Raw genomic sequence first — 24,538 nt, forward strand, 5'->3', positions numbered from 1 at the left:
CATGCCGCCAGGCTACACGCCCGCTTGCGCCATTTTGCGTTGCTTCTCCGCACGATCGCGATCGCCCTTGTTCAACAGCTTCTTGCGAAGGCGTATCGTCTTCGGCGTAATCTCGCAATATTCGTCATCGTTCAAGTATTCCAGCGCTTGCTCAAGCGAGAACAATCGAGGCGTCTTCAGCTTGACGGTATCGTCCTTGCCGGCAGAGCGTACGTTGGTCAGTTGCTTCTCCTTGCAAATATTGACGATAATGTCGTTATCCCGATTATGCTCTCCGACGATCATGCCTTCGTAGACCTCTGTGCCCGGCTCCATGAACAGAATGCCGCGGTCTTCTACGCCAAGCATGCCGTAGAACGTGGACGTACCGTTCTCGCTGCTAACCAGCACACCTTGATGGCGGCCGCCGACGGAAGAGCCCACAAGCGGTCCGTACTTGTCGAAGGCATGGTTCATAATGCCGTACCCGCGCGTAAGCGTCAGGAACGACGTGCGGTAGCCGATCAAGCCGCGAGCCGGAATAATAAACTCCAGACGAACTTGGCCGTTGCCGTTGTTGATCATATTGACCATCTCGGCTTTGCGCATGCCAAGGCTTTCCATGACCGCGCCCATGCTTTCCTCCGGCACATCGATCAGCAAGCGCTCATACGGCTCCTGCTTCATGCCGTCTACTTCCTTCACGATGACTTCCGGCTTGGACACTTGCAGTTCGTAGCCTTCGCGCCGCATATTCTCGATCAGAATACCCAGATGCAGCTCGCCGCGTCCGGATACGATGAATGCGTCGGGGCTGTCCGTCTCGTCCACCCGCAGCGCGACGTCCGTCTCCAGCTCCTTGAACAGACGCTCGCGAAGCTTGCGGGACGTCACCCACTTGCCTTCGCGGCCCGCGAAAGGACTGTTGTTGACAAGAAACGTCATTTGCAGCGTCGGCTCGTCGATTTTGAGCACCGGCAGCGCTTCTGGATGCGCAGGATCGGCTATCGTCTCGCCGATATTGATCTCCCTGATGCCGGCAATGGCGACAATATCTCCCGCTCCAGCCTCGGCCACCTCGATTCGCTTCAGTCCCTGGAAGCCGAACAGCTTCTCGATTCGCGCCGACTTCGTCACTCCTTCGCGATTAATGACGGCGACCGGCTGGCCTTGCTTGATCTTGCCTCTGTTCACGCGGCCGATCGCGATCCGTCCCAGATATTCGTTATAGTCAAGCAATGTAACCAGAAACTGCAGCGGCTCGTCGACCTTCTCGGTTGGCGAAGGAATATGCTCCACAATCGTATCGTAGAGCGCCTGCATATTCTCGTCCTGCTTTTCGGGGTCCATGCTTGAAGTGCCCATCAGTGCGGAGGCATAGACGACCGGGAAGTCCAGCTGATCGTCGTTCGCGCCAAGCTCGATGAACAAGTCCAGCACCTCGTCGATGACCTCCACCGGCCTTGCGTTCGGTCGGTCGATTTTGTTTACGACGACAATTGGCGTCAATTGGTGCTCCAGCGCTTTGCGAAGGACGAATTTCGTCTGCGGCATACAGCCTTCGAAGGCGTCCACCACGAGCAGGACGCCATCCACCATTTTCATAATCCGTTCCACTTCGCCGCCGAAGTCGGCGTGTCCTGGCGTATCAACGATGTTGATCAGGTAGTCCTTGTAATTGATGGCCGTATTTTTGGCCAGAATCGTAATGCCGCGTTCTCTCTCCAGATCGTTGGAGTCCATGGCGCGCTCCTGAATCGATTCGTTGTCTCTGTACGTGCCGGATTGCTGAAGCAGCTTGTCCACCAAGGTCGTCTTGCCGTGATCGACGTGCGCGATGATGGCAATGTTGCGTAAGTTTTCTCTAGCTTGCATTTGAAATAATCCACTCCACTATTTAATTTTTTGTATAACACTCGCTTATCTGCGGAACCGGAAGGACCAGCGATTGGGGCCGTACATCAGCCATCCCCCCGCAACGATTAGCAGCAGCGCGATTACATAGATGCCCCAGCCCCACATCAGTGCCAGGATAAGGAATAACAGCGAAAATACGCTAAGCGCAATTGCTGCCATTAGAACAGCCTTCTGCTTGGATGAGCCGAAAATATAATACTCGTAAAGTCCTGCGGCAATCCCGAACAAGAATAAGGGCCATAGCGCCTGCAAGGCGTCCCAACCGAAAATATTGCAAGCGATAAACAACAAAGCGTACACAACCAGCATGCCGCCTGGAACAAGCGCAACTGCCGGAACTACCCTGCCGAAATAAAGCACATGCAATAGCACGCCGGGGATCAGCACAAGCAGCGGCCAGAAGATGCTGCCCAGAAAGCTGAACAGCCCTAACTTGCCGAGCAGGATAACAACCCCGGCCAACAGCAAAATTATCCCGGCGGAATATTTATTTTTTGGCATAATTCCGCTCCTTACCCATCCTTCGCGCTGAATGACGAAAGACGACATTTTTTATCCTTTTTAGTTTATAGGAACTGCGGCAAAAATACCAGTATGTCGCCTCAATTTTCATTTTCGTTTTCTGAATGCCATCGAAACGGCGATGATGAGCGGAATGCACAGAAGCGGGATCAGCTCTGTCAGATCTCGCGACTGCTGGAACAGCAGCTCATTCATGCCGGGGTCGGCAACCAGCATCTCGCCGGCAGCGTAAGCAAGCAGAGCCGATCCCGCATAAGACAGCGCAGGAAAGCGCAGCAGCAGCGTGCCGAGCAGCTGGCTTCCCCATACAATCATAGGAATGCTGAGCGCTATGCCCAGCAGGATGAGCACGAGATCTCCCTCTGCAACGGCTGCAATGGCGAGCACGTTGTCCAGACTCATGATGAAATCCGCCGTGACGATCGTCCAGATGGCGCTTCTGATCGTGGAGCCTCCCTTAATCTGATGTTCTTCTCCCCGCCCGCCTGCCTCTGCAAGCAGCTTGTAGGCGATGACGAGCAGCAAGATCGATCCTGCGGCTTGCAGATAAGGAATTTGGAGCAGCTGCAAAGCGACGACTGTCAATGCGCATCTTAAGGCAACCGCGGCGAACGCCCCCCACCATATGGCCTTCCGGCGCTGGCGGGAAGGCAGCCGGCTGCTGGCCATGGCGATCACAATCGCGTTATCGCCGCTTAGCAATACATTAATTAAGACGATTTCGAAAAAAATAAGTGTGCTGTCCATGGACAATCCCCCCCTGTATCAGAGGTATGTCCATTCCGAGGGATATATGTCCAAAAAAATTTAGCGGCTATCTTCCCGAATGCCACTATTTATTGTAGACTTCAATAAGCAAAGCAATCTATGGAAAGGAGGAAACATCAGATGGATCTTTTCACGGTCGAGTTTTTCACAGCACTGGCTACAATTGTCGTCATTGATTTGGTATTGGCCGGGGATAACGCCATTGTTATCGCACTGGCCGCCCGCAACCTGCCTAAGCAACAGCAGAAGCAGGCCGTCATCTGGGGAACCGTGGGAGCCATCGTCATTCGCATCGCCGCAACGCTGCTCTTCGTGAAGCTGCTGAATGTACCTTGGCTTCATCTTATAGGCGGCCTTCTGCTGCTATGGATCGCCTTCAAGCTGCTTGTCGAAGAGAAAGATCACGGCGATATCAAGGCAGGCAATACGCTTGGACAATCCATCCGGACAATCATTATCGCCGATGCCGCCATGGGCATAGACAACGTCATTGCCGTTGCCGGCGCGGCGCATGGAGATATGCTGCTCGTCGTGCTGGGACTGCTCATCAGCATTCCTGTCGTCGTATGGGGAAGCACCTTGTTCATCAAGCTGATTAATAGATTCAAGTGGATTATCTATATCGGTGCGGCCGTACTTGCATTCACGGCTGCCAAGATGCTTACGCACGAGAAGGCTTATGAAAGCTTCTTCCTTGACAACAAGCTAATTTACTGGATATTCGTTGCAGTAGTGACGGGATTGACGGTACTGGCGGGATACTTAGTTAACCGTTCGAAAGAACGCGCAACACAACAAAGCGCCGGCTCCCATTAGGGACCGACGCTTTCTTCATGTTCAGAACCAGTCTTCTTCTCCCGCCTGTTCCTGTGGCGACGCGTCGTGGGGGGAGACGAGGATGACTTCACGCTCCTCAATTGCTCTCCGAATCATTTCCTCCATGTTCGGCAGATTCCCTTCCACCCTCTCCACCACTTTCAAGTTAGGATTGGTGCTGGGCGACTTCGGCAGGAACAATGTGCAGCAATCTTCATATGGTAGAATGGACGTCTCGTATGTGCCGATTCGTTCAGCCAATTGGATGATCTCGTTCTTATCCATCATAATGAGGGGCTTCAGCAGCGGAAGTTCAGCTGCGCGTCCGATGACATTCATGCTGGCTAATGTCTGACTGGCGACCTGCCCCAGGCTCTCGCCCGTCACCAGTCCGCCCGCTTTAATCTCCTCGGCAACGCCTTCTGCGATGCGAAGCATAGCGCGGCGCATAAGCGTAATGGTCAGATGCTCTTGCTTGCATCCCGCAATCGTCGTCTGAATGTCCGTGAACGAGATGATGTGCAGCCTCATGCGCGTACCGCTGAAGAAGGTGAGACGCTTCGCCAGCGAGACGACCTTGTCCTTCGCCTGCTCACTGGTGAAGGGATAGCTGTGGAAGTGTATCGCTTCCAGCTCCAGCCCTTTCCGCATCGCCATCCATCCCGCCACGGGAGAATCGATTCCGCCTGACAGAAGCAACAGCGCTCTGCCGTTGGAGCCGAACGGAAAGCCTCCGGCAGCCGGCACGACCTCCCAATAAATATAAGCGGCTTCCTCCTGAATGTCGACGCGCAGTTCCAGCTCAGGGTTCCTTACGTCCACGCGCATATCGGGAAAGGCGGGCAGTACGTGCTGCGCGACCAGATGGTTCATCTCCTGGGAATTGTGCGGGAACTTCTTCCAGGCTCTGCGCACATTTGTTTTGAACGTCTTCGGCACATGGTCCAGGCTATGCATCAGCTTCAACGCCGTACTGCGGATAGCCTCCAGCTCCGGCTCCGTGCTGACTACCGGACTGACGGATACGATACCGAACAATTCCTTGAGCCGTTCAATGACCGGACCGTGCGGATGCCCGTTCAACTGCACATACATCCGCCCGTACGTCTTCCAATAGCTTGTATTCGGAAACGGCGTGAGTGCATGCTTGACCGCTCTCACCATCTTGCTTTCGAATTGGTTGCGATTCCTGCCTTTCATCGTCAAATCGCCATAACGCAATACGATCTGATCATATATCAATGTTGCCTGCTCCTCTCCAGCGGTTTCAGTTGGGTCACAATGCTGCGCAGTGCTCCCGACAGCATATCGATGTCCTCTTCGCGATGCTCATCTCCGAAGCTGATGCGGATGCCTCCCGACGCTTCCGCATGCGAAGCCCCGATCGCTTGCAGCACTCGGCTCGGCTTGTCTGACTTGGAGGAGCATGCGGAGCGCGTCGAGGCAATGATGCCTCTCTGCTCCAGCATATGAACGATGACTTCCGGCTTCATGCCGGGATAAGTGAAATGAACAATATGCGGAGCATATGGCGCACCTCCGGTCAGCTTCAGCTCCGGAATGGAGGCGATCTCCTCCCTCAGCTTTGCCGACAGACGTCCGAATACGGCGGATCGTTCGGCCATCCCCTCGCAGGCCAGCCTTAACGCCTTCGCCGAAGCGACGATGCCAGGCACATTCTCCGTCCCCGCCCTCGTTCCAAGCTCATGAGCGCCGCCCGATATTTGCGGCTGGAGCGCTACACCTTTACGAACATACAAGTAGCCGACGCCGCGCGGTCCGCGCAGCTTGTGCGCTGATCCGCTCAGCAGGTCCACGCCCCATTCCTCCAGCGGAATAGGCAGCTTGCCTAGACTCTGCACCGCATCGACATGAAGCAGGATTTTGGGATAAGACTTCAATAGCCGGGCGATCTCCTCTACGGGCTGCAAGGTGCCAATCTCGTTGTTCACATGCATGACGCTGACCAGAATCGTCTTATCCGTAATCGCTTGCTTCACCGCATCCGGACTCACATGACCTGTAGGCTCCACCGGCAAGTACGTGATCTGAAAACCTTCGCTTTCGAGCTGCTTGAGCGGCTCAGTGACGGATGGGTGCTCAATGCTTGTCGTCACAATATGATTCCCTCTGCTGCGGTAACTTCTTGCTGCGCCTTTCAATGCCAAATTATTGGATTCCGTTCCCCCGGAAGTGAATATCCAGTTGCCATTGCTAGCTCCCGTCTGAGCGGCGACGAGCGTGCGCGACCGTTCGATAAGCTTCGCCGCTTCAACCCCGGCCGCATGCAGCGAAGAGGGATTCGCATAAGTCTTTCGCATCACATCCGTCATCGTCTGGATGACTTCCTCGCGAGGCGGAGATGACGCGCAATGATCGAAATAATGCATCTTCCTTTGGACGCCTCCTTTCCTGTTCCTATCCATATGAATAGAAAAAGACCAACGGTGCGCTCTCGCATTCATGACTTGAGCGAGCCGTGATCCTTCATCGGCCATCAGCTTTTTCCGCTATTTATTGTACATCTTTTTTCCGTTGCAGGCCAGTCTCTTCTGCAAGGTTGCTATTATGGCAGTCAGGGCGGGGCAATTGAACTCATGCAGGTGTAAAGGCAAGGAATCGGGCGAGAATAGCACCTCTTGCCGCAGTAAAGCCTGCTGAAGGTGCCGGATAAACGTTAACCGTCCCTTATCGCGGTTGTCATATGCTGTCAACGTCAGATATAGTAGACTAGAATAAAACTATTATTATAAGGGGTAGTGAGAAACAGAAATGGACAGTGGTCCCATACTTTTAAAACTATTCATGATTGCTCTGCTTATTCTGCTGACTGCATTCTTCGTCGCAACGGAATTTGCCATCGTCCGGCTCCGAGCGAGCCGCATTGACCAACTGGTGCTGGAAGGCCGCAAGAACGCGCTCGCCGTACAGAAGGTTACTAGCAATCTGGATGCATACTTGTCGGCTTGTCAGCTTGGAATTACCATTACGGCGCTTGGCCTTGGTTTTCTCGGCGAACCGACAGTAGAAGTGTTGCTGACTCCCGTTTTTGATGAATTTGGACTAAGCAGCAGCATTAGTCACGCTCTTTCCATCGGTATTGCATTTGTAGTTATTACATTCCTGCACGTCGTCATCGGAGAGCTGGCTCCCAAAACATGGGCCATACAGAAAGCTGAATATATTTCCTTTCTAACGGCCAAACCGATTATTTTCTTCCACACCCTCCTGTATCCGTTCATCTGGCTGCTTAACGGTTCCGCGAACGGGTTGGTACGCCTGTTCGGGCTCAAGCCGGCCAATGAGCATGAGGATGCGCATTCCGAGGAAGAAATTCAAATCATCTTGAGCGAAAGCTATCAGAGCGGCAAAATCAACAATACGGAATACGGTTATGTGAGCCGTATATTCGCATTCGACGAAATGCTGGCCAAAGAAATCATGGTTCCACGCACGGACATGATGTGTTTATATACGAACAATTCGGTGCAAGACAATCTGGCAATTATCCGCAAGGAGCAATACACCCGCTTTCCCGTTGCTTCCGAGAGTAAGGATAATATTGTCGGCATGATCAATACGAAGCAATTATTCCTGGAATACGAAGCAGGCAAGCCCTTCGATTTCAAGAAGCTGATTCATCCCGTCCTTAGCGTCTCGGAGGTTACTCCTGTCAAGACGCTGCTCAAGCGCATGCAGCAGGAACGCGTTCATATCGCAATACTTGTGGATGAATACGGCGGCACCTCAGGTCTGATTACGATCGAGGATATTCTGGAGGAGATCGTCGGCGAGATTCGGGACGAATTCGATACCGACGAACGCAAGGAAATCGAACAGCTTGATCATAACTGCTACCTTATCGACGGCAAGGTGCTTCTCGACGAACTGAGCGAGCTGACCGGCATTGCCATTCAAGAGGAGGATGTGGACACCGTTGGCGGCTGGCTGTATAGCAAGCTGCTTGAACCGAAGAAGGGCAAGGAATTTCAATTCCAGCACTTGAAATTTATTATTCGGGAAACGAGCAAAAACCGCATTCGCAAAATCGAGCTTGAAATTTTGCAGCCTGAAGTGGAAGGCGAGACCGCTTAAAGATTCGACAACAAAACGACATACAAGAAGCTTTCAGTCTGCTTGTCCGCAGCGCTGAAAGCTTCTTTTTCGAGCGTTATTTTTTGAAAATTTAAACTTCGACAAAATGCTTGCCAATGCAAAAAAGCTGTGGCATAATAACACTTGTCCTCGGGAAACATTAGAAATGCGCCGGTGTAGCTCAATTGGTAGAGCAACTGACTTGTAATCAGTAGGTTGGGGGTTCAAGTCCTCTCGCCGGCACCATCTTCAAATAAGAGGAACAGCCAGCTCTCGACTGATGGGATATCAGCGAGGGTTTTTTTGTGCTGACACGGACTCTCCACATCCATAAGAACGATGAAAAATAAGCCCTTTCATACATACATGAACATGATTGCGTTCAAGATGCACGTCCGGACTTAGACTAGACGGGTTCGATAATATGCGTTACTCATCGGATTGGTCCCACTTTTTGGAGTAAGCTTTTTTGGTTACCCACAGTGTCATCCAGGTGACGATCGCAATGATCAATATCGAGAATATCCATACGGATGCAGGAACATTGCCCATAGTTGCCCTCCCTTCCTATACACCTATTATTCTACAGGAAACGGTGAGCATACATGCGGCAAATTTGTAAACAAATTGGGACAATTGTCCACTACAATGCAGAGGTGACATGAAAATGGAGTTCCATCTGGACTTGATTGACACCAAGATTGAATTTTTTGAAGCGGAAACGCAAAAAACGCTGGAAGACCAAATCCGTTATGCCATCGACACAAATAAAGCATTAATGCTGGATGTTCATGCGGTTCAATATCAAACCGCGTTCAATCATCGAACGGAAAAAATGCATTACAGCGCTGCCGTACATTTCAAGCTCAAACGTTAATTCAGGACGCTGGACCGGAGCTGGGACATATGCTCATTCTACAGCTTCAATCTGTATTGATGCGGGGATATGCCCATGATTTTCTTGAACAGTTGAATAAAATAAGACGCATTGGGCAGCCCAACCAACTCTCCGATGCGTTCGATGGAGTAATCGCTGGCCTGCAGCAGGCTGCAGGCTTCCTGGATTCGCCGTGCGCTTAAATATTCCGTCATGCTGCTGCCCGTCTCTTTGCGAAACGTGCGCGACAAGTAGCTTTTCGACATATGTAGCTCTTCCGCCAGCGCCTCGAGCTTGAAAGCGTCACTGTAGTTTTCCTCCATCCACTCCATCACCCGCTCTGAATGACGCAGCTTCTCCCCGCTTCCCTCTTCGCCGTCGCCTTTAGGTCCGATTTTGCCTTGAATAAGCGACAACAACCGCAGCAAATATAGCGCCGATTGATCCCCCTTCGCAACTGTGGATGCTCCCGCAATTTGCGTTTGAAATTCCTCGCATGCTTGATCCAGCGCTACTATCCGATCACTCATATCGAATGTTTGCTCCTTAACGAGCCCTTTGCTGAGCCGCATAAAAAAATCCTTTATACTCGGAAACACAGCCAGATAACTCTCCATATGAACAGCGTTAAAGTGGAATACGCTTCGTTCATAAGGATGATCGTTATCAATATCGACATGAACACGATGCAATTGAAGAGGCTTGAAGAAAAACACTTTGCCGCCGCATATAGGGTAGGTCTGCTGGTTGACGACCACATTCCCCCGTCCTTGATGAATCACCAGCAGCTCGTAGCCGTGGTGCAAATGATAGTAGCCTTGAAACGGTGCGGTCGTCCGATTGCGGTATGCCCATTGAAATGGAGAGCTATGATAATTCAGCTGTTCATAATAAGAATTCATCTACTGTCCTCCTACTTAAGTCAACAGAGCAACATTTTTAATCATTGTACAGCAACTTTTATCTATTTGGGGGCTTTATAATGAAATTAATTCATTCCAAGGAGGAATACTGTATTGATGAATAAAGCCTATAAACAAGAAATCATGAACCGCCTTGACGAGAAAGTAGAGCGCATGATGGCTCAAATCGGAGACAACTCGCCACATGCCGCAGGTAAGGACGGCAAATACGATAATATGCCGCACAGCTGGTGGACATCCGGCTTCTGGCCGGGACTATTGTGGCTCATGCATGATGTGACAGGCAAGGACAGCTTCAAGGATGCCGCCTGGGACTGGGATAAGAAGCTGGCTGTCGGCTTTAGCGAATACCCGAATCCGATGCATCATGATGTCGGCTTCCAATTCCTGCCGACGTCTGTCATCAAGCATGCCATTACCGGCGATGAGGACGGGCTGCGCATCGGACTGGAAGCGGCGAACTTTCTGGCCGGTCGCTTCAACCCTGTGGGCAACTTCATTCGGGCCTGGAATCAGTGGGGCGAGAAGGACAACACGGGCTGGGCTATTATCGATTGCCTGATGAATACGCCACTCCTCTACTGGGCAAGCGATGTCACAGGCGATCCACGCTACAAGCATATCGCCATGAAGCATACGGATTCTGTCCTGGAATACGCCATTCGCGACGACGGTTCCGTCTGCCACATTCTGGCCTTCAATCCGGAGACAGGGGAGTTCGTGGAGCAGATCGGCGGTCAAGGCTATTCCGGCACCTCCGCTTGGAGCCGCGGCAATTCCTGGGCGCTCCACGGACTGGCCGTCGCATACCGCTATACAGGCGAACAACGATATCTGGATGCCGCCAAGCGCATCGCCCATTACTTCATAGCTGCATTGCCGGATGATCATGTGCCGTATTGGGACTTCCGCTTGCCGTCTCTGGATGGCCAGCCGCGCGACAGCTCCGCGGCGGCATGTGCTGCATCTGGTCTGATCGAACTGGCACAAGGCGTACCTGCGGATGAGCAAGGCATGTATATGGCTGCCGCGGAACGGATTCTCTACTCGTTAAGCGAGAACTATGCCACTTGGGACAAGCCGGACCATCAAGGCATTCTGCTTGAAGCGACGGCACATAAGCCCGCGAACTCCCACATTAACGTGTCGCTCATATATGGCGACTACTACTTCGCCGAAGCGTTCGCCAAGCTGAACGGCTGGGAACGGCGTATATTCTAAACGCATGACTGCGATGACAGAGCGGTGGGCGGTCCTTCCTCCTATCCGCTCTGCCGTCATTTTCGCCATGATTTATCCTACCGCTTCGTGGCTATATCCTCCTTCACCCTAGCCAGCAACTGCTCCAGACGCAAGCTTTCATTTCGCGACTCTCCACGCTTCCGTACGGCAACGCTTTGCTCCTCTTGCTCCTTATCCCCGTCGACAACGATATACGGTACCTTCTCCAGTTGCGCCTCACGCATTTTGTATCCCAGCTTCTCCTTGCGTGAATCCGCCTTGGCACGCACTCCTGCCGCCTTCAACGCTTCGCATATATCGTCGGCGTATGACAGATGAGCCTCCGCTACCGGGATGACTTTCACTTGCCGCGGAGCGAGCCACACAGGGAATGCGCCTCCGTAGTGCTCAATCAAGATGCCGAAGAAGCGGTCGATGGAGCCGTAGATCGCACGGTGAATGACAACGGGATGCACCCGTTCGTTGCGTTCGTCGATGTAGGACAGTTCGAATTGAATCGGCATCTGGAAATCCAGCTGAACGGTAGCGCATTGATGGCTCCGGCCTATCGCATCCTTGATATGGAAATCGATCTTCGGCCCATAAAATGCGCCGTCGCCTTCATTTATGCTATAGGCCTGCCCGGACTCCTCCAGTACGCTTCGCAGCGCATTCTCTGCCTGATCCCATTCCTCGTCGCTTCCCATCGCATGCTCCGGCCGAGTCGACAGCTCCACCTCGTACGTAAAGCCGAAAATGGCGTACATTTCGTCCACCATGCTAATGATGGATCGGATCTCGGATTGGATTTGATCCGGTGTTACGAATAAGTGCGCGTCATCCTGGCAAAATGTGCGGACGCGCAGCATTCCGTTCAGTGCCCCGCTAAACTCATGCCGATGCACTTGCCCGAATTCCGCCAGACGAAGCGGCAAGTCGCGATAAGAGCGAAGCTTGCTTTTGAATATCAGCATATGACCGGGACAATTCATCGGCTTCAGCGCGAATTTGTGCTCGTCTACCTTCGTAAAATACATATTCTCTCCATAATGCTCCCAATGACCGGAATTTTCCCATAGCTGCTGATTCATCATGAACGGCGTCCGCACCTCCTCGTAGCCATAACGCTTCGTCTGCAACTCGCGCAGCGCGGCCTCAAGCTCTTGCCGCACGATCTGCCCCTTGGGCAAGTAGAACGGCATGCCTGGCGCTTCCTCGGAGAACATGAACAGCTCCAGCTGCTTGCCCAGCTTGCGATGATCACGCTTCTCCGCTTCTTCCAAGGCGCGCATGTGAGCGTTCAGCTCTTGCCTGGAAAGGAACGCCGTACCGTATATCCGCTGCAGCATCCTGTTACGGCTGTCTCCCCTCCAGTACGCGCCGGCAATGCTCATCAGTTGGAACACACCAAGGCAGCCTGTCGACTCCATATGCGGACCGCGGCACAGATCCACGAACTCTCCTTGCTCGTACAATGTAATCTCCTCATCTTCCGGAATACTGCTCAGCAATTCTAGCTTGAGCTCATCACCCAGCTCATGGAATCGGCGCTCCGCTTCTTCCCTGCTAACGGACAGCCGCTTGATCGGCAGATTTTCACGGACGATGCTCCTCATTTCCTCCTCGATTCGCGGCAGATCTTCGACCGATAGCTTCACCTGCATGTCGAAATCGTAATAAAATCCATGCTCAATAACGGGCCCGACGCCGAATTTCACTTCGCCGTAAAGACGCTTGATCGCTTGCGCCATCAGATGAGCCGTACTGTGACGGATAACATCCAGTTGTTCTTGCTTACTTGCTTCCATTTCCTATTCCTCCTTAACAACTAAAAAAGCATACCCGATCCCGGAAAAGGGACGAATATGCTCGTGGTTCCACCCTACATTCAATTCGACAGACTGCCGAATCCTTGACTGTTCGATAACGGGAATTCCCGGCGAAGTCTACTCTCATCCTAGGTATGATTTCAATATCGCGGCTACAAGGTGGTAAGTATCCTGGCTTGACGGAAGAGGATTTCAGCCGGGTCCTCTCTCTCTGTGCAGCAACGCCAGATATTCATGTCCTTGATAATCACCTAATATATTCCATTGTACAGACAACAAAAAAACGCATCTATCCGCAAGGGACGAATGCGCTCGTGGTTCCACCCTAATTCCATCCGGCCATGGTCCGGATGCTCATTCAACTCTGTAACGGGAGATACCCGGCGATGCTTACTCTCATGTTCTGCATGATTTCCGCTTCGCAGCTACAAGGGGGTAAATCGCTCATGAACACTGAAGGGGATTGCAGCCGGTTGTCCCCTCTCTCTGGGCAGGTTCACTAAGCGTTCATGTCCTTGATGGCAGCTGTTAAAATACGTTCATGGAACATCCAACTGAACGTTTACATGTAATGTGACCAATTATAGAGTGGGAGATTAAAGTTGTCAACAACGTTTATGGAACTATTTATGAAAAAGCTCGGATTGAAACTCTTCTCTGACAAAGGACTGACTGTCCCCTGATTGCCTGTTAACTATTGGTTCAATGCCATGATGCTATGCTACAATGGACGATAAGGATAAAGCTGGAATGAAGGAGGCTCTCGAAATGAAGCAACGTATTGATAGTATCTTGGAGCGGCTGAATGGCCGATTGCCGCTACCCACTCTAACACCGTCAAGCGTCTGGGATGCAAAGCTGGATGAGGAGATCGCCGCACTGGATACGTCCGCCCTTGGCGACTCGAAAGCGGCCATCGCCTTAAAGGCCGCTCTGCATCTGTGGAATGACAGCCTTGAGGTATCGCACTCGTATGCCCAGCAGATCGAAGACGATCCCACCGGCGGCTATTGGCACGGATTAATGCACCGGATGGAGCGGGATTACGGCAACGGGAACTACTGGTTCATGCGCGCCGGCAACCATCCTGTCAAAGCACTGGTACAGCAGGCGGCGGCGGACTACTTGACTGGTATAGTTGGACTTGATGCGCTGCCCTCGAACAAGGTGACCAGGGAGCTGATCCGCTTCCGGGATGAATCGGGCTGGACGAGCGAAGACTTCACCGATATCGTGAAGCTGCAGGAAACCGGCGGCGGGCTTCCGGAGACGAGAGAGATGCTGGAGCAACTGCAGCATATCGAGCTCAAGGCGCTGTTCCGTCACACCTATGAGATGTGCTAATTATGTTTGAGAGGTGAGATCAGTATGTTCGTCGCGGTTCTGAATGTGCTCTTCGTCTCTTTTTCCGTTCTCGCATTCCGACGATTTCGTATAGCTTCCCCTTAATTCCAAAGGATTGCTTCTTGCGATCGGACTGATGGTAACCGCGTCGATATGTCTCGCGCAAAATTATACAGAAAGCCTAATTCCCGGCATCCAAGACGGCATCGGCATTGCCAATCCGTTCACCTACTTGATTATCGGAGAAGACGGCTGGTCCGTGCAAACATTCCGAAGCTACTTTCATGGTGCCGTTATAGCCACTCTTGCGCTCGTTGCCGCTTACCCGCTGATTATTGTGTTGGAATCGAGGAAGAAGCAGCGCTCGCATAGCTAATGTGGCGAAAGATCCCCTATCGACTCTCTTTCGAATCGATACAGGGGATCTTTAGCGTTAGGCTCATGGCAGCATTGCTCTCATGAAGCGCTTCAGACCGCCGTTTTGAAATTGCTTAGTATACCGCTAGCTCGCGGTCTTCAATGAAAGATATATTCCGATTTCTGTTTGCAGCGTATTGGATAATTCGGTCCTTAATATTCGGGTACAGTACGATATTGTCCAATTGGGATAGCGGTACCCATCTCACATCGGATTGATTCTCGTCGGGAATCAGTGGCATCCCGGGCACCGAGCCGGGAACAATCGTACAATCGAATATAATGCTCAGACCGTGCGGCGTATCTTTGTACTGCCCGCTGCAGTCCAGGTGCGGAGCATATTCGTATACGAAGGCGACAGGACCGACCTCGATATCGACGCCCGCTTCCTCCTTCGCTTCCCTTCGTGTCGCTTCAATGACGGATTCACCCGCTTCCACACCTCCTGCAGGCAAATTATAATGCACACCATGCTCGTCCCGAAATTCGACCAGCAGCACCGATTGCTCCTTCAAAATAAGCGCGCAGGCTCTCACCCGAATCGGAAATGTCATTGTTATCCTCCCCACCCAGTTTATTCAGAGCAACTACTATACACTTGCAACGTGTTTTTGTAAAGCATTATTCATACCGCCAACGCCCACACCACACACACCATTACTCTTCTCTAGTGCACTGCGCTAGCTTATCCACATCTAACGAGCGCCATTGCGGCTATTTGCGATTATCAGGAACAATTTATGCGCTAACGGACGCTATTGTCGTTATTCAACCTCTTCCAGCTCCAATCTGCCGCTATTCGATTAAATAAGCTCAGTCGCAACCGCTAGAACAATTTACTCGCTGTTCACCACCATTTAAGCTCTCTCACTCCTGTCCCGCACTGTTGCCTCATTCGTGGAAATGCCGGTCGTCCTTTTCCTTTTTTATATTTTGCCGTTGACCTTGCCCTTAGGGTAAGCTTTACAGTAATGATGAACAACGTATCGATACGAAATTGTTCTTGCAGGAGGCGATCCTTTGTTGTCGATCGGCGAATTTTCGAAAATATGCGAGGTATCCGCCAAGACGCTCCGATATTACGACGAGATCGGCTTGATCCACCCGGAGGAGATCAATCCGGTCAACGGCTACCGCTATTATTCCATCCGTCAACTGAAAAGAATGCTCTTCATTAACCGGCTGAAATCGTACAGCTTCTCATTGGAGGAAATGCCTGACTGGATCGCTTATACGCTGGATCGGATGGGCCGGGGCGGTCAGATCGGCAATTTCAAGTATTCCAGTGCTGGCGCGCACCTTCTGTCAGCCATCCTTACCCGCGCAACCGGCATGAGCGCCAGAGAGTATGCTAATGTACGGTTGTTTCAACGGATTGGCATGAATACTGTCCCCGACTTTCCGATGGAGAAGTTCGGCTTCGACGAATTGTTCGGACACCGGGTGCGCGGCTGGGTGAAGGACCCGTCACAGCACTCCACAGGAGGCTGGGGCCTTACGCTGACTCCGCTCGACATGGCTCGCTTCGGATTCCTCTACTTGAACGGCGGCGCTTGGAACGGAGAGCAGATTGTTCCGGAGGACTGGATACGGAAGTCGATCTCCATGAATGCCAACAAGTACGGATACCTCTGGTGGCTGGGTGAAGCCGACGGCGTCCCGGCTTACATGGCGCTCGGCGATGGCGGCAACGCTATATGCTGCATCCCGAAGCATGATCTCGTTGTCGCCATCGCTTCTTCCTTTATGACGAATTCCCGTGACAGATGGACGCTGATCGCGGAGCACATTATACCGGCTATAATCGATTAGAGAGAATGTCTAACACCTGCTGTATCCGCAGCTGGCACAGTGCTTGCAGCCCTCAGTATTAAGAAGCGCCGCCGAGCCGCATGAAGGACAGAGATCGCGTCCACTCTCTTCGTGGGCTGCCGCGAGCTCGTCATCGTCCCGCAATGGAGACAGAGCGCGCTCAGCAGCAGGGACAGACGCTTGCCCGGATGCCAGCCGACCTTCCAACAGCTGCTCCATATGCAGTTCCAGCGCTTTGGCGACGGCGTCGGCGATCGATTCCACCCGCTTGGGGCCGAAGCCGATGGCGCCAGTGCCGCCGATTCCCTTCAAATGCTTGATAAGCAGCTCCACCTTATGGCCATGATCGCCATAGCGGAGGAACAGCGAGCATACGCGGCCCAGCGCTTCCGCCATGGCGAACACATCGGAGCCGGCTTTGCCTACATTAAGGAATATTTCAGCAGGTGCGTCGTCCAAATCGTTGATCGTAATATATGCCTTGCCGAACGGCGTATTGAGCTTGTATGTGGCCCCCCGCATCACTTGGGGCCTCTTCTTATAAGGCTTGTCATTGCTTGCCGGCTCACTTCTTTCTGCTAACGCCGTCTCATTCATCGACAATATCTCATCCGGCAGCGTCTCATCCGCTATGGATGCTTCTTCCTCCTTGGCCGATGGCGAAGGCAAGGCGGATTCCGCGTCTCCACCCTTATCTTCGCTCGTCGACAGCACTTGCACATCCCTGCTGCCGTCGCGATAGATGGTTACTCCCTTGCAGCCCAGCTCGTAAGCGAGCTCATACAGCCGCTTCGTATCTTCAATTGTGAAGTCAGCCGGACAATTGGCGGTCTTGGAGATGGAGCTGTCTACCCATCGCTGGATGGCTGCCTGCGTCCGGATATGATCCTCCGCCGACAGATCCATCGCCGTCACGAAGTAGTCCGGAAGTTCCTCTCCGGGGTGCGCTTCCTTCCATTCCGCTGCGATCGGAACGTATTGCCTGTCGTATCCCAGTCGACTCTGTCGGTAATATTGGAAGGCAAAGTACGGCTCGATACCGGTTGACGTGCCGACCATCGTACCAGTGCTGCCTGTCGGGGCTTGCGTAATGACCGTTACGTTGCGCATTCCCTTCTCCCTGATCGCCTCGCCGACTTCCGGATAGGCAGCGGCAAGCTCCTTCATGAAGCCGCTCTGCAAGTACTCCTCCGCCCGGAAGGCCGGGAAAGCCCCCTTCTCCTCAGCAAGCTCAGCGGACCCCAAGTACGCTTCCTTCGTCATGAAGCCGTACAGCCGATCGAGGAACGCGAGCGATTCCGGACTGCCGTAGCGAATGCGAAGCTTGATCATGAGCTCCGCCAGCCCCATCGTACCTAGACCGATCCTCCTCTCCCGCTTCTGGTTCGCCTCATTCTCCGGGAAGTGATACGGTGTACAATCAATGACATTATCCAGAAAGCGCACCGACCAGCGGGTAACCTTCGCCAGCTCATCCCAATCGACATCGTGCCGCTCCTCATCGTAGAACCGCGACAAATTGACTGCGGACAAATTGCATACGCCCCAGCCCGGCAAGCCCTGTTCGCCGCAATTATGAACGACCAAGCCGTTGGCAATCAGGGAATGCGTAACGGGTTCCGTCAAGTCGTAGACGGGTACTTCCTCTCCTTTATCTTCTACTTTCAGCACCCTGGATTTGAACTTCTCCAGTTTTCGCGATGGCCTTGCAATCCGATCCAATGCCGATTGCTTTCTCGTTACGAAGCGGAAGCCGATCTGTTCATGAAATACAACGATGTTATTGCCGCTAATGACAAGCTCAAAGCTGGGATGAGACTTGTATACGCGTTGTTCTCCATTGGATGTTTCATATTCAAACTGTTGCTGATTGGATTTTCTGCGTTCATATATGCGCCCATGTATGCCGTAATTAAGCAGCAGCAATTGCACATCCTGCAGCAGCTTTACGGAAGCGGAAGTCAGCCGGACCGTTCTATGCATCTCATCCTTATCATATACAGTCCCGTCCGCACTGAACAAAGCTTGGAGATAAGCCGTGACGGTCGGTTTCGAAGCGAAAAAAATGCACTCCGGCACCTCTTTCCTATATGCAGGTACCGCCTTCACGCCAAGCTCAATCAGTTGATTGCGGAAAGCCTGGCGCCACCAGAACACTTGCTTCGTTCCGTTTTTTCTTTCGAACACTTTCGCTGTCGTTCCGCTCAGCATCTTGCCTGCTTCGACCATATGTGGAATAACCTCGGCATCTTCCCTGCCGAATACCATTCCGATATCCCCTCGCTTCGACAACCAGCCATCGCCAGTCAGCCATCCCAGAAACATCCCCCAACGGCTGCCAAGCCGATCCGTAGATGGAAACAGGCCGGAACCCGACTGCACATAAACTTCGTCTTGAACCGTTAATTGCCGTGCTTCCTTCCAACCATTGTTTGTATATAATCGATGATCTGAAGTTACCTTTAATTGCATGCCATTGCTTAGACATACGGTGCATACTTTCTTCTTTCCGGTAGGAAATGCCTTCGCCCTTCTGATCGTGACACCATTGCCTTCATATAATCGCCCATTCACGACCATTGCTTCTGCTATCATACGATTATCGGTGATGATATTGAAGCTCCTCGATCCCACTCTTGATGCCAATTCCTCTACTCGCAGCAATCCGAACTCCGTTGCAATCCGGGTATCGCCATGAAAGCACGGATTCGTACTCACAATGGGATTGAAATACCAGCTATTGGACATTTCATTGTACCGTTCCATGAACACGACGCCGGGCTCTGCCGACTTCCAGGCTGAGGCAATGATCCGGTCCCAAATCTCACGGGCACGCACCTTCCGATAAGTGACGACACGCTTCCCCTGCTTGCGCCACTCGCCGATATCGCCGCTCCATAGCTCGTCGTATCCCTCTTCCTTCGTATCGGGAAAAACAAGCTCCCATTCCAAGTCATGCTTCACGGCATTCATAAAGGCATTGCTCAGACACACGGACAAATTCGCATTCGTAATCAACCCCATCGTCTCTTTCACCGCGATAAAGCTGAGTACGTCGGGATGCCAATCGTGCATCATAAGCATAAGCGCTCCTCGACGGCTCCCCCCCTGCTCGATCAGTCCTGTCGTATAGCTGAACAAGCCGCCCCAGGAAACCGAACCGCTGGAGGAACCGTTCACCCCCGCTACAGGTGCTCTGGCCGGCCTCAACGAAGACAGATTGATGCCAACGCCCCCGCCTCGCGCCATAATCTCGGTCATATCGGTCAACGTCTTCATAATGCCGCCCCGACTGTCGACCGGTGAAGGAAGCACATAGCAGTTGAAGAGCGTCAGTTCATCGCTTGCGCCGGCTCCTGCTGCTATTCGGCCGCCGGGCACCAGCTTCCAGTCATCCAGCAAGTAGCGGAATCGTTCTCTCCACAGCTCTTGTTCCCGATGCTCTCCTTCGCAGGACGCCAGCGACGCGGCAAGTCGGTCCCACATCTCGGCGGGTGTATTCTCGAGAGGCAATGTCACGCGATCCAATGACGATTCGACTTCCTCCCCGCTTCGCAACCGCAGAGACAATCTTTCGCCTTCTCGTTCTAACACTTCTCCCACTTCCTTCACGGGAAATTTGGGATCTTCCTTTACCAGCGCCAGCACTGTATCCCCCGGCTTTACGAGTCCGGCATCGCCAGCCTTTCTCGCATAGCGATCCAAAAATATTTTTTCACTTAATCCCTCAAGCCCTCCCATGGCTACACGCTCCTCGATTAATGATTGTTCTGGAGTGGATTCAGCATACTCGGCAAAAACAGACAATATGTAGTGATATTGAAAAGTATATCACACTATATATTGATCGAATCAATAAATTGCGGCAAAATTCAGAAATCTTTATGACTGTATTTCGACGATATCATTTTTGTCCTGTTGCCCTCTTTTTTTCACTGCTCTCTTATTATTATTTACAACGAAGGCCATACTAATGACTACTTGATTCTCTATTGTTCACAAAGGAGCATTCACATATGACGATCAATCAATCGACGGCACAGGAATCGGCGGGAAGCGCCTCTTCCAAAGCCGTGCGCAAGCTCCACCCGTTGGTCGAGCTTCAGTGCGACCAGACATGGTTCGAGGAGCTGCAGAACCGGATATCCCGCAATGGGCCATGGGATGATTGGACGCTCTATCAGCTTGCGATGGAGGCCGAGGAAGCGAAGCGGGTTGAAAGCTTCGAAGAGCTGCAATGCTTGCGTACCCTGCCTGAATTCGAGCCGATGCCCCATCAGATCAGCACCGCGAGCAAGGTGCTGCATGAAATGGGCGGAAGAGCCATTCTCGCAGACGAGGTGGGGCTTGGCAAAACGATAGAAGCGGGCCTCGTGCTGAAGGAATATATGGTGCGCGGTCTCGTCAAGCGCGCCCTCATACTCGTTCCGGCTTCGCTGGTGCTGCAATGGGTGCGCGAGCTGAACAGCAAGTTCGGCATTCCGGCTGTCGCTCAGAAGAAGTCGCATACCTGGGGTTACGACGTCGTCGTCGCTTCGATAGATACCGCGAAGCGGGAGCCTCATCGGGAGCTGGTGCTCGGCACAGACTACGATCTGATCATTATCGATGAAGCGCATAAACTGAAGAACAAGAAGACGACAAACTACCAATTCGCCAATCTGCTCAGAAAGAAATACTGCTTGCTGCTGACGGCAACGCCTATACAGAACGATCTCGACGAGCTGTTCAACCTCATCACGCTTCTGAAGCCGGGACAGCTCGGCGGACAGAGCGACTTCGCCGCCAACTTCGTCGTGGACAAGCGGCTTCCCAAAAATGAGGATCAGCTGCAGGAGGCGCTCTCGGGCGTCATGATCCGCAATCGGCGAGGCGACGGCGGCATTCACTTCACGAAGCGATTCGTGAAGAACATTCCGCTGGCATTGTCTCCCGAAGAGAAAGCGCTGTACGACGCCGTCACCGGCTTCGTCAAGGAACGCTATGACGAGAGCGGCGGAGATCTCAGCAGCATGCTGTCGCTTGTGACGCTGCAGAGAGAAGTATGCAGCAGCCGGGATGCCGTCTTCCTGACGCTTGTCAACTTGTTCAAAAAGTCTGCCGAAGATTCGCCGATGCGCCCCAAGATATGGGAGCTGGTGGAGAAAATTCGAAGTATAACCGCCAATACGAAAGCGGAGAAAGCGCTCCAGCTTGTGAAGGAAATGAATGAAAAAGTCATTATTTTCACGGAGTATCGAGCCACCCAGGAATATTTACTGCAATTTTTCCGTTCGCACGATATGATTGCCGTCCCTTACCGGGGCGGCATGAACCGGGGAAAGAAGGATTGGATGATGGATCTGTTCCGCGGCCGGGCTCAAGTGCTGATCGCTACGGAAGCCGGCGGCGAGGGCATCAATCTGCAATTCTGTCACCATATGATTAATTTCGATCTGCCGTGGAATCCGATGCGGGTAGAGCAGCGTATCGGCCGGGTGCACCGGCTGGGCCAGACGGAAGATGTGCGCATCTATAATTTGTGCACGCTGGGCACGATCGAAGAGCATATCGTCAACCTGCTCCATGAGAAAATCAATCTGTTCGAGCTGGTTATCGGTGAGTTGGACCATATATTGGAGAGATTCGAGAGCGGAGAAGCGACTGTAGAGCAGCGACTGGCGAAAGCCTTGCTTCAAGCGCAGAATGACAAGGAGCTGAACCGGGAGCTGAATCAGATCGGCAGTTCGCTCAGTCAGATCCGCAACGATGTCAGCACACAGCGCAATCCGTATGCTCCAAGCTCCGGGTCGATGATCAAGATGGATAAGCTTGGCGTATCGGTGGAGGTGCGGCCATGAACGAGAAGCAAGTACATAAATACGTTCAGCGCTATCTGGAAGCGACCGGCTGCTCTATTCTGGAGAAGTCGCCGCATCACTTTGCGGTCAAGCTGTCGCCGGATGCCGACCGGGAACTGACGAACAGGCCTTATTACTGGAGCTTCGTCGATCGGGTAGGAGCTGAACCAGAGACGATGTCCTACCTGTTCGTCACCGACAGAAGCAAGTTCGACGCGAAGGAGAAGGCGGCCGAAGCCGGCGGGGAAGCTGCGCCCGAGGCCACTACGGCAGCTGCAGACGCCGCATTGGGAAGGTCCTTCGGCTTTCTTCATACAAGTATCGCAGGACAACCGAGAATGCCCAGGGAAGATCTGTACTTCGGATCGAGGAGGCTGGAGCAGCTGTTCCAGGCATCCCGCTCCGGAGGCAGCTACGTTTACTTGTTCCAGGAACCCGACAAGCGGAGCGGGCATCCCTTGCAGTCCACACCCTACACAGCGTGGCTTGGCGTCAATATGCGGGTAGAATTCGCTTGCGACCGGAAGCGCGAGGAGATACACAGCTTCGGCGTATCTCTTGTGACAGGGCATTGCGTCGAAGGCTTCCACGATCGCCTGCAAGCGTGCAAGCTGACGATGAAGCTGCCCTCCAACATTCATATTGCCAAAAACGGTATTTCGTATAATCGGGCATTGGCAGTCGTAGAGCAGACGCTGGAACGGAAGCTTCGCTCCTATGACTATAGCTGGGCGGAAGATGCCACTTCCCGACTGAGGGACGAGCTGCAGCGCGTAAACGACTATTACGAACCGCTATTAGAGCATGCCGCAGAAGATAAGAAGGAAGCTATTCACGATCAATACCGGCAACGCGAAGCAGAGATCAGATGGCAATTCGAGCCGCGGGTGACGGCATCCGCCATTAACTGCGGCATATTTCATCTGCCAGGCATTCATTAAGCCCATTAGACGGATTGCGCCAAAAAAAGGCTGCTCTTTGTCGGCATATCCGCGACAGGTTGCAACAGCCTTCTCCCGCTTGCTGCATTAAAATGATGGAGAGGTGATCGATATGGCCAAGCCATGGATTAAAGTAACGGCGGCAGGTATGCTGGCCGCCTTGCTGCTATTAGCCTTCCAGCAGCCTGCATTCCCATCCGGCTCGCGAAGTGCGCAAGACGCTTCTTCACTGGAGAAGCAAGCGGGGGCATGGGCGGACAAGCTTGCGGGCAGCGGCGCGGAATACGAGAACTGGCGTGATGCGACACTGCATATATCGCCGCTTGGCCCCGGGACCCACAGCTGGCTCGTCGTGCTTACGAAGGATGAGAATACTGTCGGCTACATGATCATTCATGCCGATCCGGAAGGAGGATATGTGCTGGGCGAGTACGGATATGGCCCATATCACCCCTTCCACGCCGCTTCCTTGCTTCTTGCAGAGCAATATACGGGAGAGTCTTTGTCCGACGGGAAAGCCGAATCGGTATACGTTCAACCGCTCCTTGCCCTGTGGCAATGGTCGCACGGCAAGGAGCCATTGTATGCCGACCCCGTACATGGCGGTCCGCTGCCCGTAACGGAGGAAGAGATGAAGAAGGCGACCGAGCTGGAAGCGGACATGCCAATAAGACATGGGGTAACAATCCCTCATGCCTCCTTAACTTCTCAGTTGGATTTGCCGTCATTCCAGCCTTATGATCGAATGCCATGGCTGACCGAATCGCCAATTCCATTGGAATCCGATGCCCGCTCTCTTCTTCGAGCCTTGCAAAACAATGAACAGGAAATTAGATACACGGCTGAACTGTACAGCGAATCGATTCAATACGTTTGGTCCGTCATCGGATATGATTTATGGGAAGATCAAGTGCTCTATGTCAAGCTTTACTCCAATCAGGAAGTGGAATCCGTAAGAATCATACCCTTCCATTACCTCGCGAAGATGGGCCAATTTTACTCTTCATCATGATTTTTTCTCTTCCACCATAACAGCATACCGACCGGTCCCCAGCCGAACCATTTCGTCAGCCAAGGCTCTTTCGTCGCCTTGGCTGACGCTTTGGCTTGCTTGCGCTGTTCATGAGGAGTCTCCATGAATTGCACGAATTGCTCCGTCAAATATTTCACCAGGTCTCCCATTGCGCTCCGCCTCCTTCACCTTCGACGCTTTACCACTAGCATTCCCCAACTGGAT

20 protein-coding genes, 1 tRNA gene and 1 pseudogene are annotated in these 24,538 nt (G+C 52.7%); 11 read left to right on the forward strand and 11 right to left on the reverse strand.

What is annotated here, in order from left to right:
• Positions 1-12: 12 nt before the first annotated feature.
• The 3 genes from typA to M6D81_RS12300 form a co-directional block, all read right to left on the reverse strand.
• Positions 13-1,854 carry a translational GTPase TypA gene (gene typA / locus M6D81_RS12290; RefSeq protein ID WP_262677198.1) on the reverse strand — a complete coding sequence of 614 codons (1,842 nt, stop codon included), beginning with the start codon at positions 1,852-1,854 and terminating at the stop codon, positions 13-15.
• 45 nt (positions 1,855-1,899) lie between these two features.
• A complete protein-coding gene (locus M6D81_RS12295) occupies positions 1,900-2,397 on the reverse strand; it encodes a hypothetical protein (protein WP_262677199.1) in 498 nt (165 codons plus the stop codon).
• A 108-nt stretch (positions 2,398-2,505) separates the two neighbouring features.
• Complete coding sequence (locus M6D81_RS12300; RefSeq protein ID WP_262677200.1) at positions 2,506-3,165, reverse strand: TerC family protein; 660 nt, start codon at positions 3,163-3,165, stop codon at positions 2,506-2,508.
• Positions 3,166-3,306: 141 nt separating this feature from the next.
• Between M6D81_RS12300 and M6D81_RS12305 the strand changes: the two genes are divergently transcribed.
• On the forward strand, positions 3,307-4,002 hold the full coding sequence (locus M6D81_RS12305) for a TerC family protein (protein WP_262677201.1): 696 nt from the start codon (positions 3,307-3,309) through the stop codon (positions 4,000-4,002).
• A gap of 21 nt (positions 4,003-4,023) precedes the next feature.
• Here the strand turns inward: M6D81_RS12305 and thiI are convergent, their stop codons facing one another.
• Positions 4,024-5,244, reverse strand: a complete 1,221-nt coding sequence (gene thiI, locus M6D81_RS12310) for a tRNA uracil 4-sulfurtransferase ThiI (protein WP_262677202.1) — start codon at positions 5,242-5,244, stop codon at positions 4,024-4,026.
• Positions 5,241-6,392: a cysteine desulfurase family protein gene (locus tag M6D81_RS12315; RefSeq protein ID WP_262677203.1), complete on the reverse strand. Its 1,152-nt coding sequence runs from the start codon at positions 6,390-6,392 to the stop codon at positions 5,241-5,243. Before M6D81_RS12315 ends, thiI begins: the two co-directional genes overlap by 4 nt.
• A 382-nt stretch (positions 6,393-6,774) precedes the next feature.
• Here M6D81_RS12315 and M6D81_RS12320 point away from each other — a divergent pair, with 382 nt between their 5' ends.
• Positions 6,775-8,097 carry a hemolysin family protein gene (locus M6D81_RS12320; RefSeq protein WP_262677204.1) on the forward strand — a complete coding sequence of 441 codons (1,323 nt, stop codon included), beginning with the start codon at positions 6,775-6,777 and terminating at the stop codon, positions 8,095-8,097.
• A 170-nt stretch (positions 8,098-8,267) separates the two neighbouring features.
• Positions 8,268-8,343 (forward strand) — tRNA-Thr (locus M6D81_RS12325).
• Positions 8,344-8,526: 183 nt separating this feature from the next.
• Here the strand turns inward: M6D81_RS12325 and M6D81_RS12330 are convergent.
• Entirely contained in the window at positions 8,527-8,649 is a 123-nt protein-coding gene (locus M6D81_RS12330; RefSeq protein WP_262677205.1) for a hypothetical protein, read from the reverse strand.
• A 115-nt stretch (positions 8,650-8,764) separates the two neighbouring features.
• Between M6D81_RS12330 and M6D81_RS12335 the strand changes: the two genes are divergently transcribed.
• On the forward strand, positions 8,765-8,974 hold the full coding sequence (locus M6D81_RS12335) for a DUF2536 family protein (protein WP_262677206.1): 210 nt from the start codon (positions 8,765-8,767) through the stop codon (positions 8,972-8,974).
• A gap of 38 nt (positions 8,975-9,012) precedes the next feature.
• On the opposite strand, the gene M6D81_RS12340 is transcribed toward M6D81_RS12335, so the two are convergent.
• Positions 9,013-9,876: an AraC family transcriptional regulator gene (locus M6D81_RS12340; RefSeq protein WP_262677207.1), complete on the reverse strand. Its 864-nt coding sequence runs from the start codon at positions 9,874-9,876 to the stop codon at positions 9,013-9,015.
• 117 nt (positions 9,877-9,993) lie between these two features.
• Between M6D81_RS12340 and M6D81_RS12345 the strand changes: the two genes are divergently transcribed.
• Positions 9,994-11,118: a glycoside hydrolase family 88 protein gene (locus M6D81_RS12345; RefSeq protein ID WP_262677240.1), complete on the forward strand. Its 1,125-nt coding sequence runs from the start codon at positions 9,994-9,996 to the stop codon at positions 11,116-11,118.
• A gap of 77 nt (positions 11,119-11,195) precedes the next feature.
• Here M6D81_RS12345 and thrS read toward each other — a convergent pair.
• Positions 11,196-12,908, reverse strand: a pseudogene (thrS, locus tag M6D81_RS12350) (threonine--tRNA ligase); the annotation flags it as partial.
• Between the two features lie 807 nt (positions 12,909-13,715).
• Between thrS and M6D81_RS12355 the strand changes: the two are divergent.
• Both M6D81_RS12355 and M6D81_RS12360 read left to right on the forward strand, forming a co-directional pair.
• Positions 13,716-14,291, forward strand: coding sequence for a hypothetical protein (locus tag M6D81_RS12355; protein WP_262677208.1), 576 nt, complete (start codon positions 13,716-13,718; stop codon positions 14,289-14,291).
• Positions 14,292-14,427: 136 nt separating this feature from the next.
• On the forward strand, positions 14,428-14,667 hold the full coding sequence (locus tag M6D81_RS12360; protein WP_262677209.1) for a hypothetical protein: 240 nt from the start codon (positions 14,428-14,430) through the stop codon (positions 14,665-14,667).
• Positions 14,668-14,782: 115 nt separating this feature from the next.
• On the opposite strand, the gene M6D81_RS12365 is transcribed toward M6D81_RS12360, so the two are convergent.
• Positions 14,783-15,262 carry an NUDIX domain-containing protein gene (locus M6D81_RS12365; protein WP_262677210.1) on the reverse strand — a complete coding sequence of 160 codons (480 nt, stop codon included), beginning with the start codon at positions 15,260-15,262 and terminating at the stop codon, positions 14,783-14,785.
• A gap of 466 nt (positions 15,263-15,728) precedes the next feature.
• Between M6D81_RS12365 and M6D81_RS12370 the strand changes: the two genes are divergently transcribed.
• Positions 15,729-16,520, forward strand: coding sequence for a MerR family transcriptional regulator (locus tag M6D81_RS12370; RefSeq protein WP_262677211.1), 792 nt, complete (start codon positions 15,729-15,731; stop codon positions 16,518-16,520).
• A gap of 9 nt (positions 16,521-16,529) precedes the next feature.
• On the opposite strand, the gene M6D81_RS12375 is transcribed toward M6D81_RS12370, so the two are convergent.
• Positions 16,530-20,261, reverse strand: coding sequence for an LAGLIDADG family homing endonuclease (locus M6D81_RS12375; RefSeq protein WP_262677212.1), 3,732 nt, complete (start codon positions 20,259-20,261; stop codon positions 16,530-16,532).
• Positions 20,262-20,536: 275 nt separating this feature from the next.
• Here M6D81_RS12375 and M6D81_RS12380 point away from each other — a divergent pair, with 275 nt between their 5' ends.
• The 3 genes from M6D81_RS12380 to M6D81_RS12390 all read left to right on the forward strand — a co-directional run bounded on the left by M6D81_RS12380 (position 20,537) and on the right by M6D81_RS12390 (position 24,313).
• Complete coding sequence (locus M6D81_RS12380) at positions 20,537-22,360, forward strand: DEAD/DEAH box helicase (RefSeq protein WP_262677213.1); 1,824 nt, start codon at positions 20,537-20,539, stop codon at positions 22,358-22,360.
• Positions 22,357-23,301 carry a YqhG family protein gene (locus M6D81_RS12385; protein WP_262677214.1) on the forward strand — a complete coding sequence of 315 codons (945 nt, stop codon included), beginning with the start codon at positions 22,357-22,359 and terminating at the stop codon, positions 23,299-23,301. Before M6D81_RS12380 ends, M6D81_RS12385 begins: the two co-directional genes overlap by 4 nt.
• A 112-nt stretch (positions 23,302-23,413) precedes the next feature.
• Complete coding sequence (locus M6D81_RS12390) at positions 23,414-24,313, forward strand: hypothetical protein (RefSeq protein WP_262677215.1); 900 nt, start codon at positions 23,414-23,416, stop codon at positions 24,311-24,313.
• Here M6D81_RS12390 and M6D81_RS12395 read toward each other — a convergent pair.
• On the reverse strand, positions 24,298-24,483 hold the full coding sequence (locus M6D81_RS12395) for a YqzE family protein (protein WP_262677216.1): 186 nt from the start codon (positions 24,481-24,483) through the stop codon (positions 24,298-24,300). The genes M6D81_RS12390 and M6D81_RS12395 overlap by 16 nt on opposite strands.
• Positions 24,484-24,538 lie beyond the last annotated feature (55 nt).

Origin of the sequence: Paenibacillus sp. J5C2022, from assembly GCF_025567625.1 — a bacterium.
In the GTDB taxonomy this organism is placed as follows: Bacteria; Bacillota; Bacilli; order Paenibacillales; family Paenibacillaceae; genus Pristimantibacillus.

What these genes read in the sequence shown, in the direction of transcription:
- typA (WP_262677198.1), bottom strand. Translation starts at nt 1,854, where the DNA reads ATGCAAGCTAGAGAAAACTTACGCAACATTGCCATCATCGCGCACGTC.
- M6D81_RS12295 (WP_262677199.1), bottom strand. Translation starts at nt 2,397, where the DNA reads ATGCCAAAAAATAAATATTCCGCCGGGATAATTTTGCTGTTGGCCGGG.
- M6D81_RS12300 (WP_262677200.1), bottom strand. Translation starts at nt 3,165, where the DNA reads ATGGACAGCACACTTATTTTTTTCGAAATCGTCTTAATTAATGTATTG.
- M6D81_RS12305 (WP_262677201.1), top strand. Translation starts at nt 3,307, where the DNA reads ATGGATCTTTTCACGGTCGAGTTTTTCACAGCACTGGCTACAATTGTC.
- M6D81_RS12315 (WP_262677203.1), bottom strand. Translation starts at nt 6,392, where the DNA reads ATGCATTATTTCGATCATTGCGCGTCATCTCCGCCTCGCGAGGAAGTC.
- M6D81_RS12320 (WP_262677204.1), top strand. Translation starts at nt 6,775, where the DNA reads ATGGACAGTGGTCCCATACTTTTAAAACTATTCATGATTGCTCTGCTT.
- M6D81_RS12330 (WP_262677205.1), bottom strand. Translation starts at nt 8,649, where the DNA reads ATGGGCAATGTTCCTGCATCCGTATGGATATTCTCGATATTGATCATT.
- M6D81_RS12335 (WP_262677206.1), top strand. Translation starts at nt 8,765, where the DNA reads ATGGAGTTCCATCTGGACTTGATTGACACCAAGATTGAATTTTTTGAA.
- M6D81_RS12340 (WP_262677207.1), bottom strand. Translation starts at nt 9,876, where the DNA reads ATGAATTCTTATTATGAACAGCTGAATTATCATAGCTCTCCATTTCAA.
- M6D81_RS12345 (WP_262677240.1), top strand. Translation starts at nt 9,994, where the DNA reads ATGAATAAAGCCTATAAACAAGAAATCATGAACCGCCTTGACGAGAAA.
- M6D81_RS12355 (WP_262677208.1), top strand. Translation starts at nt 13,716, where the DNA reads ATGAAGCAACGTATTGATAGTATCTTGGAGCGGCTGAATGGCCGATTG.
- M6D81_RS12360 (WP_262677209.1), top strand. Translation starts at nt 14,428, where the DNA reads ATGGTAACCGCGTCGATATGTCTCGCGCAAAATTATACAGAAAGCCTA.
- M6D81_RS12365 (WP_262677210.1), bottom strand. Translation starts at nt 15,262, where the DNA reads ATGACATTTCCGATTCGGGTGAGAGCCTGCGCGCTTATTTTGAAGGAG.
- M6D81_RS12375 (WP_262677212.1), bottom strand. Translation starts at nt 20,261, where the DNA reads ATGGGAGGGCTTGAGGGATTAAGTGAAAAAATATTTTTGGATCGCTAT.
- M6D81_RS12380 (WP_262677213.1), top strand. Translation starts at nt 20,537, where the DNA reads ATGACGATCAATCAATCGACGGCACAGGAATCGGCGGGAAGCGCCTCT.
- M6D81_RS12385 (WP_262677214.1), top strand. Translation starts at nt 22,357, where the DNA reads ATGAACGAGAAGCAAGTACATAAATACGTTCAGCGCTATCTGGAAGCG.
- M6D81_RS12390 (WP_262677215.1), top strand. Translation starts at nt 23,414, where the DNA reads ATGGCCAAGCCATGGATTAAAGTAACGGCGGCAGGTATGCTGGCCGCC.
- M6D81_RS12395 (WP_262677216.1), bottom strand. Translation starts at nt 24,483, where the DNA reads ATGGGAGACCTGGTGAAATATTTGACGGAGCAATTCGTGCAATTCATG.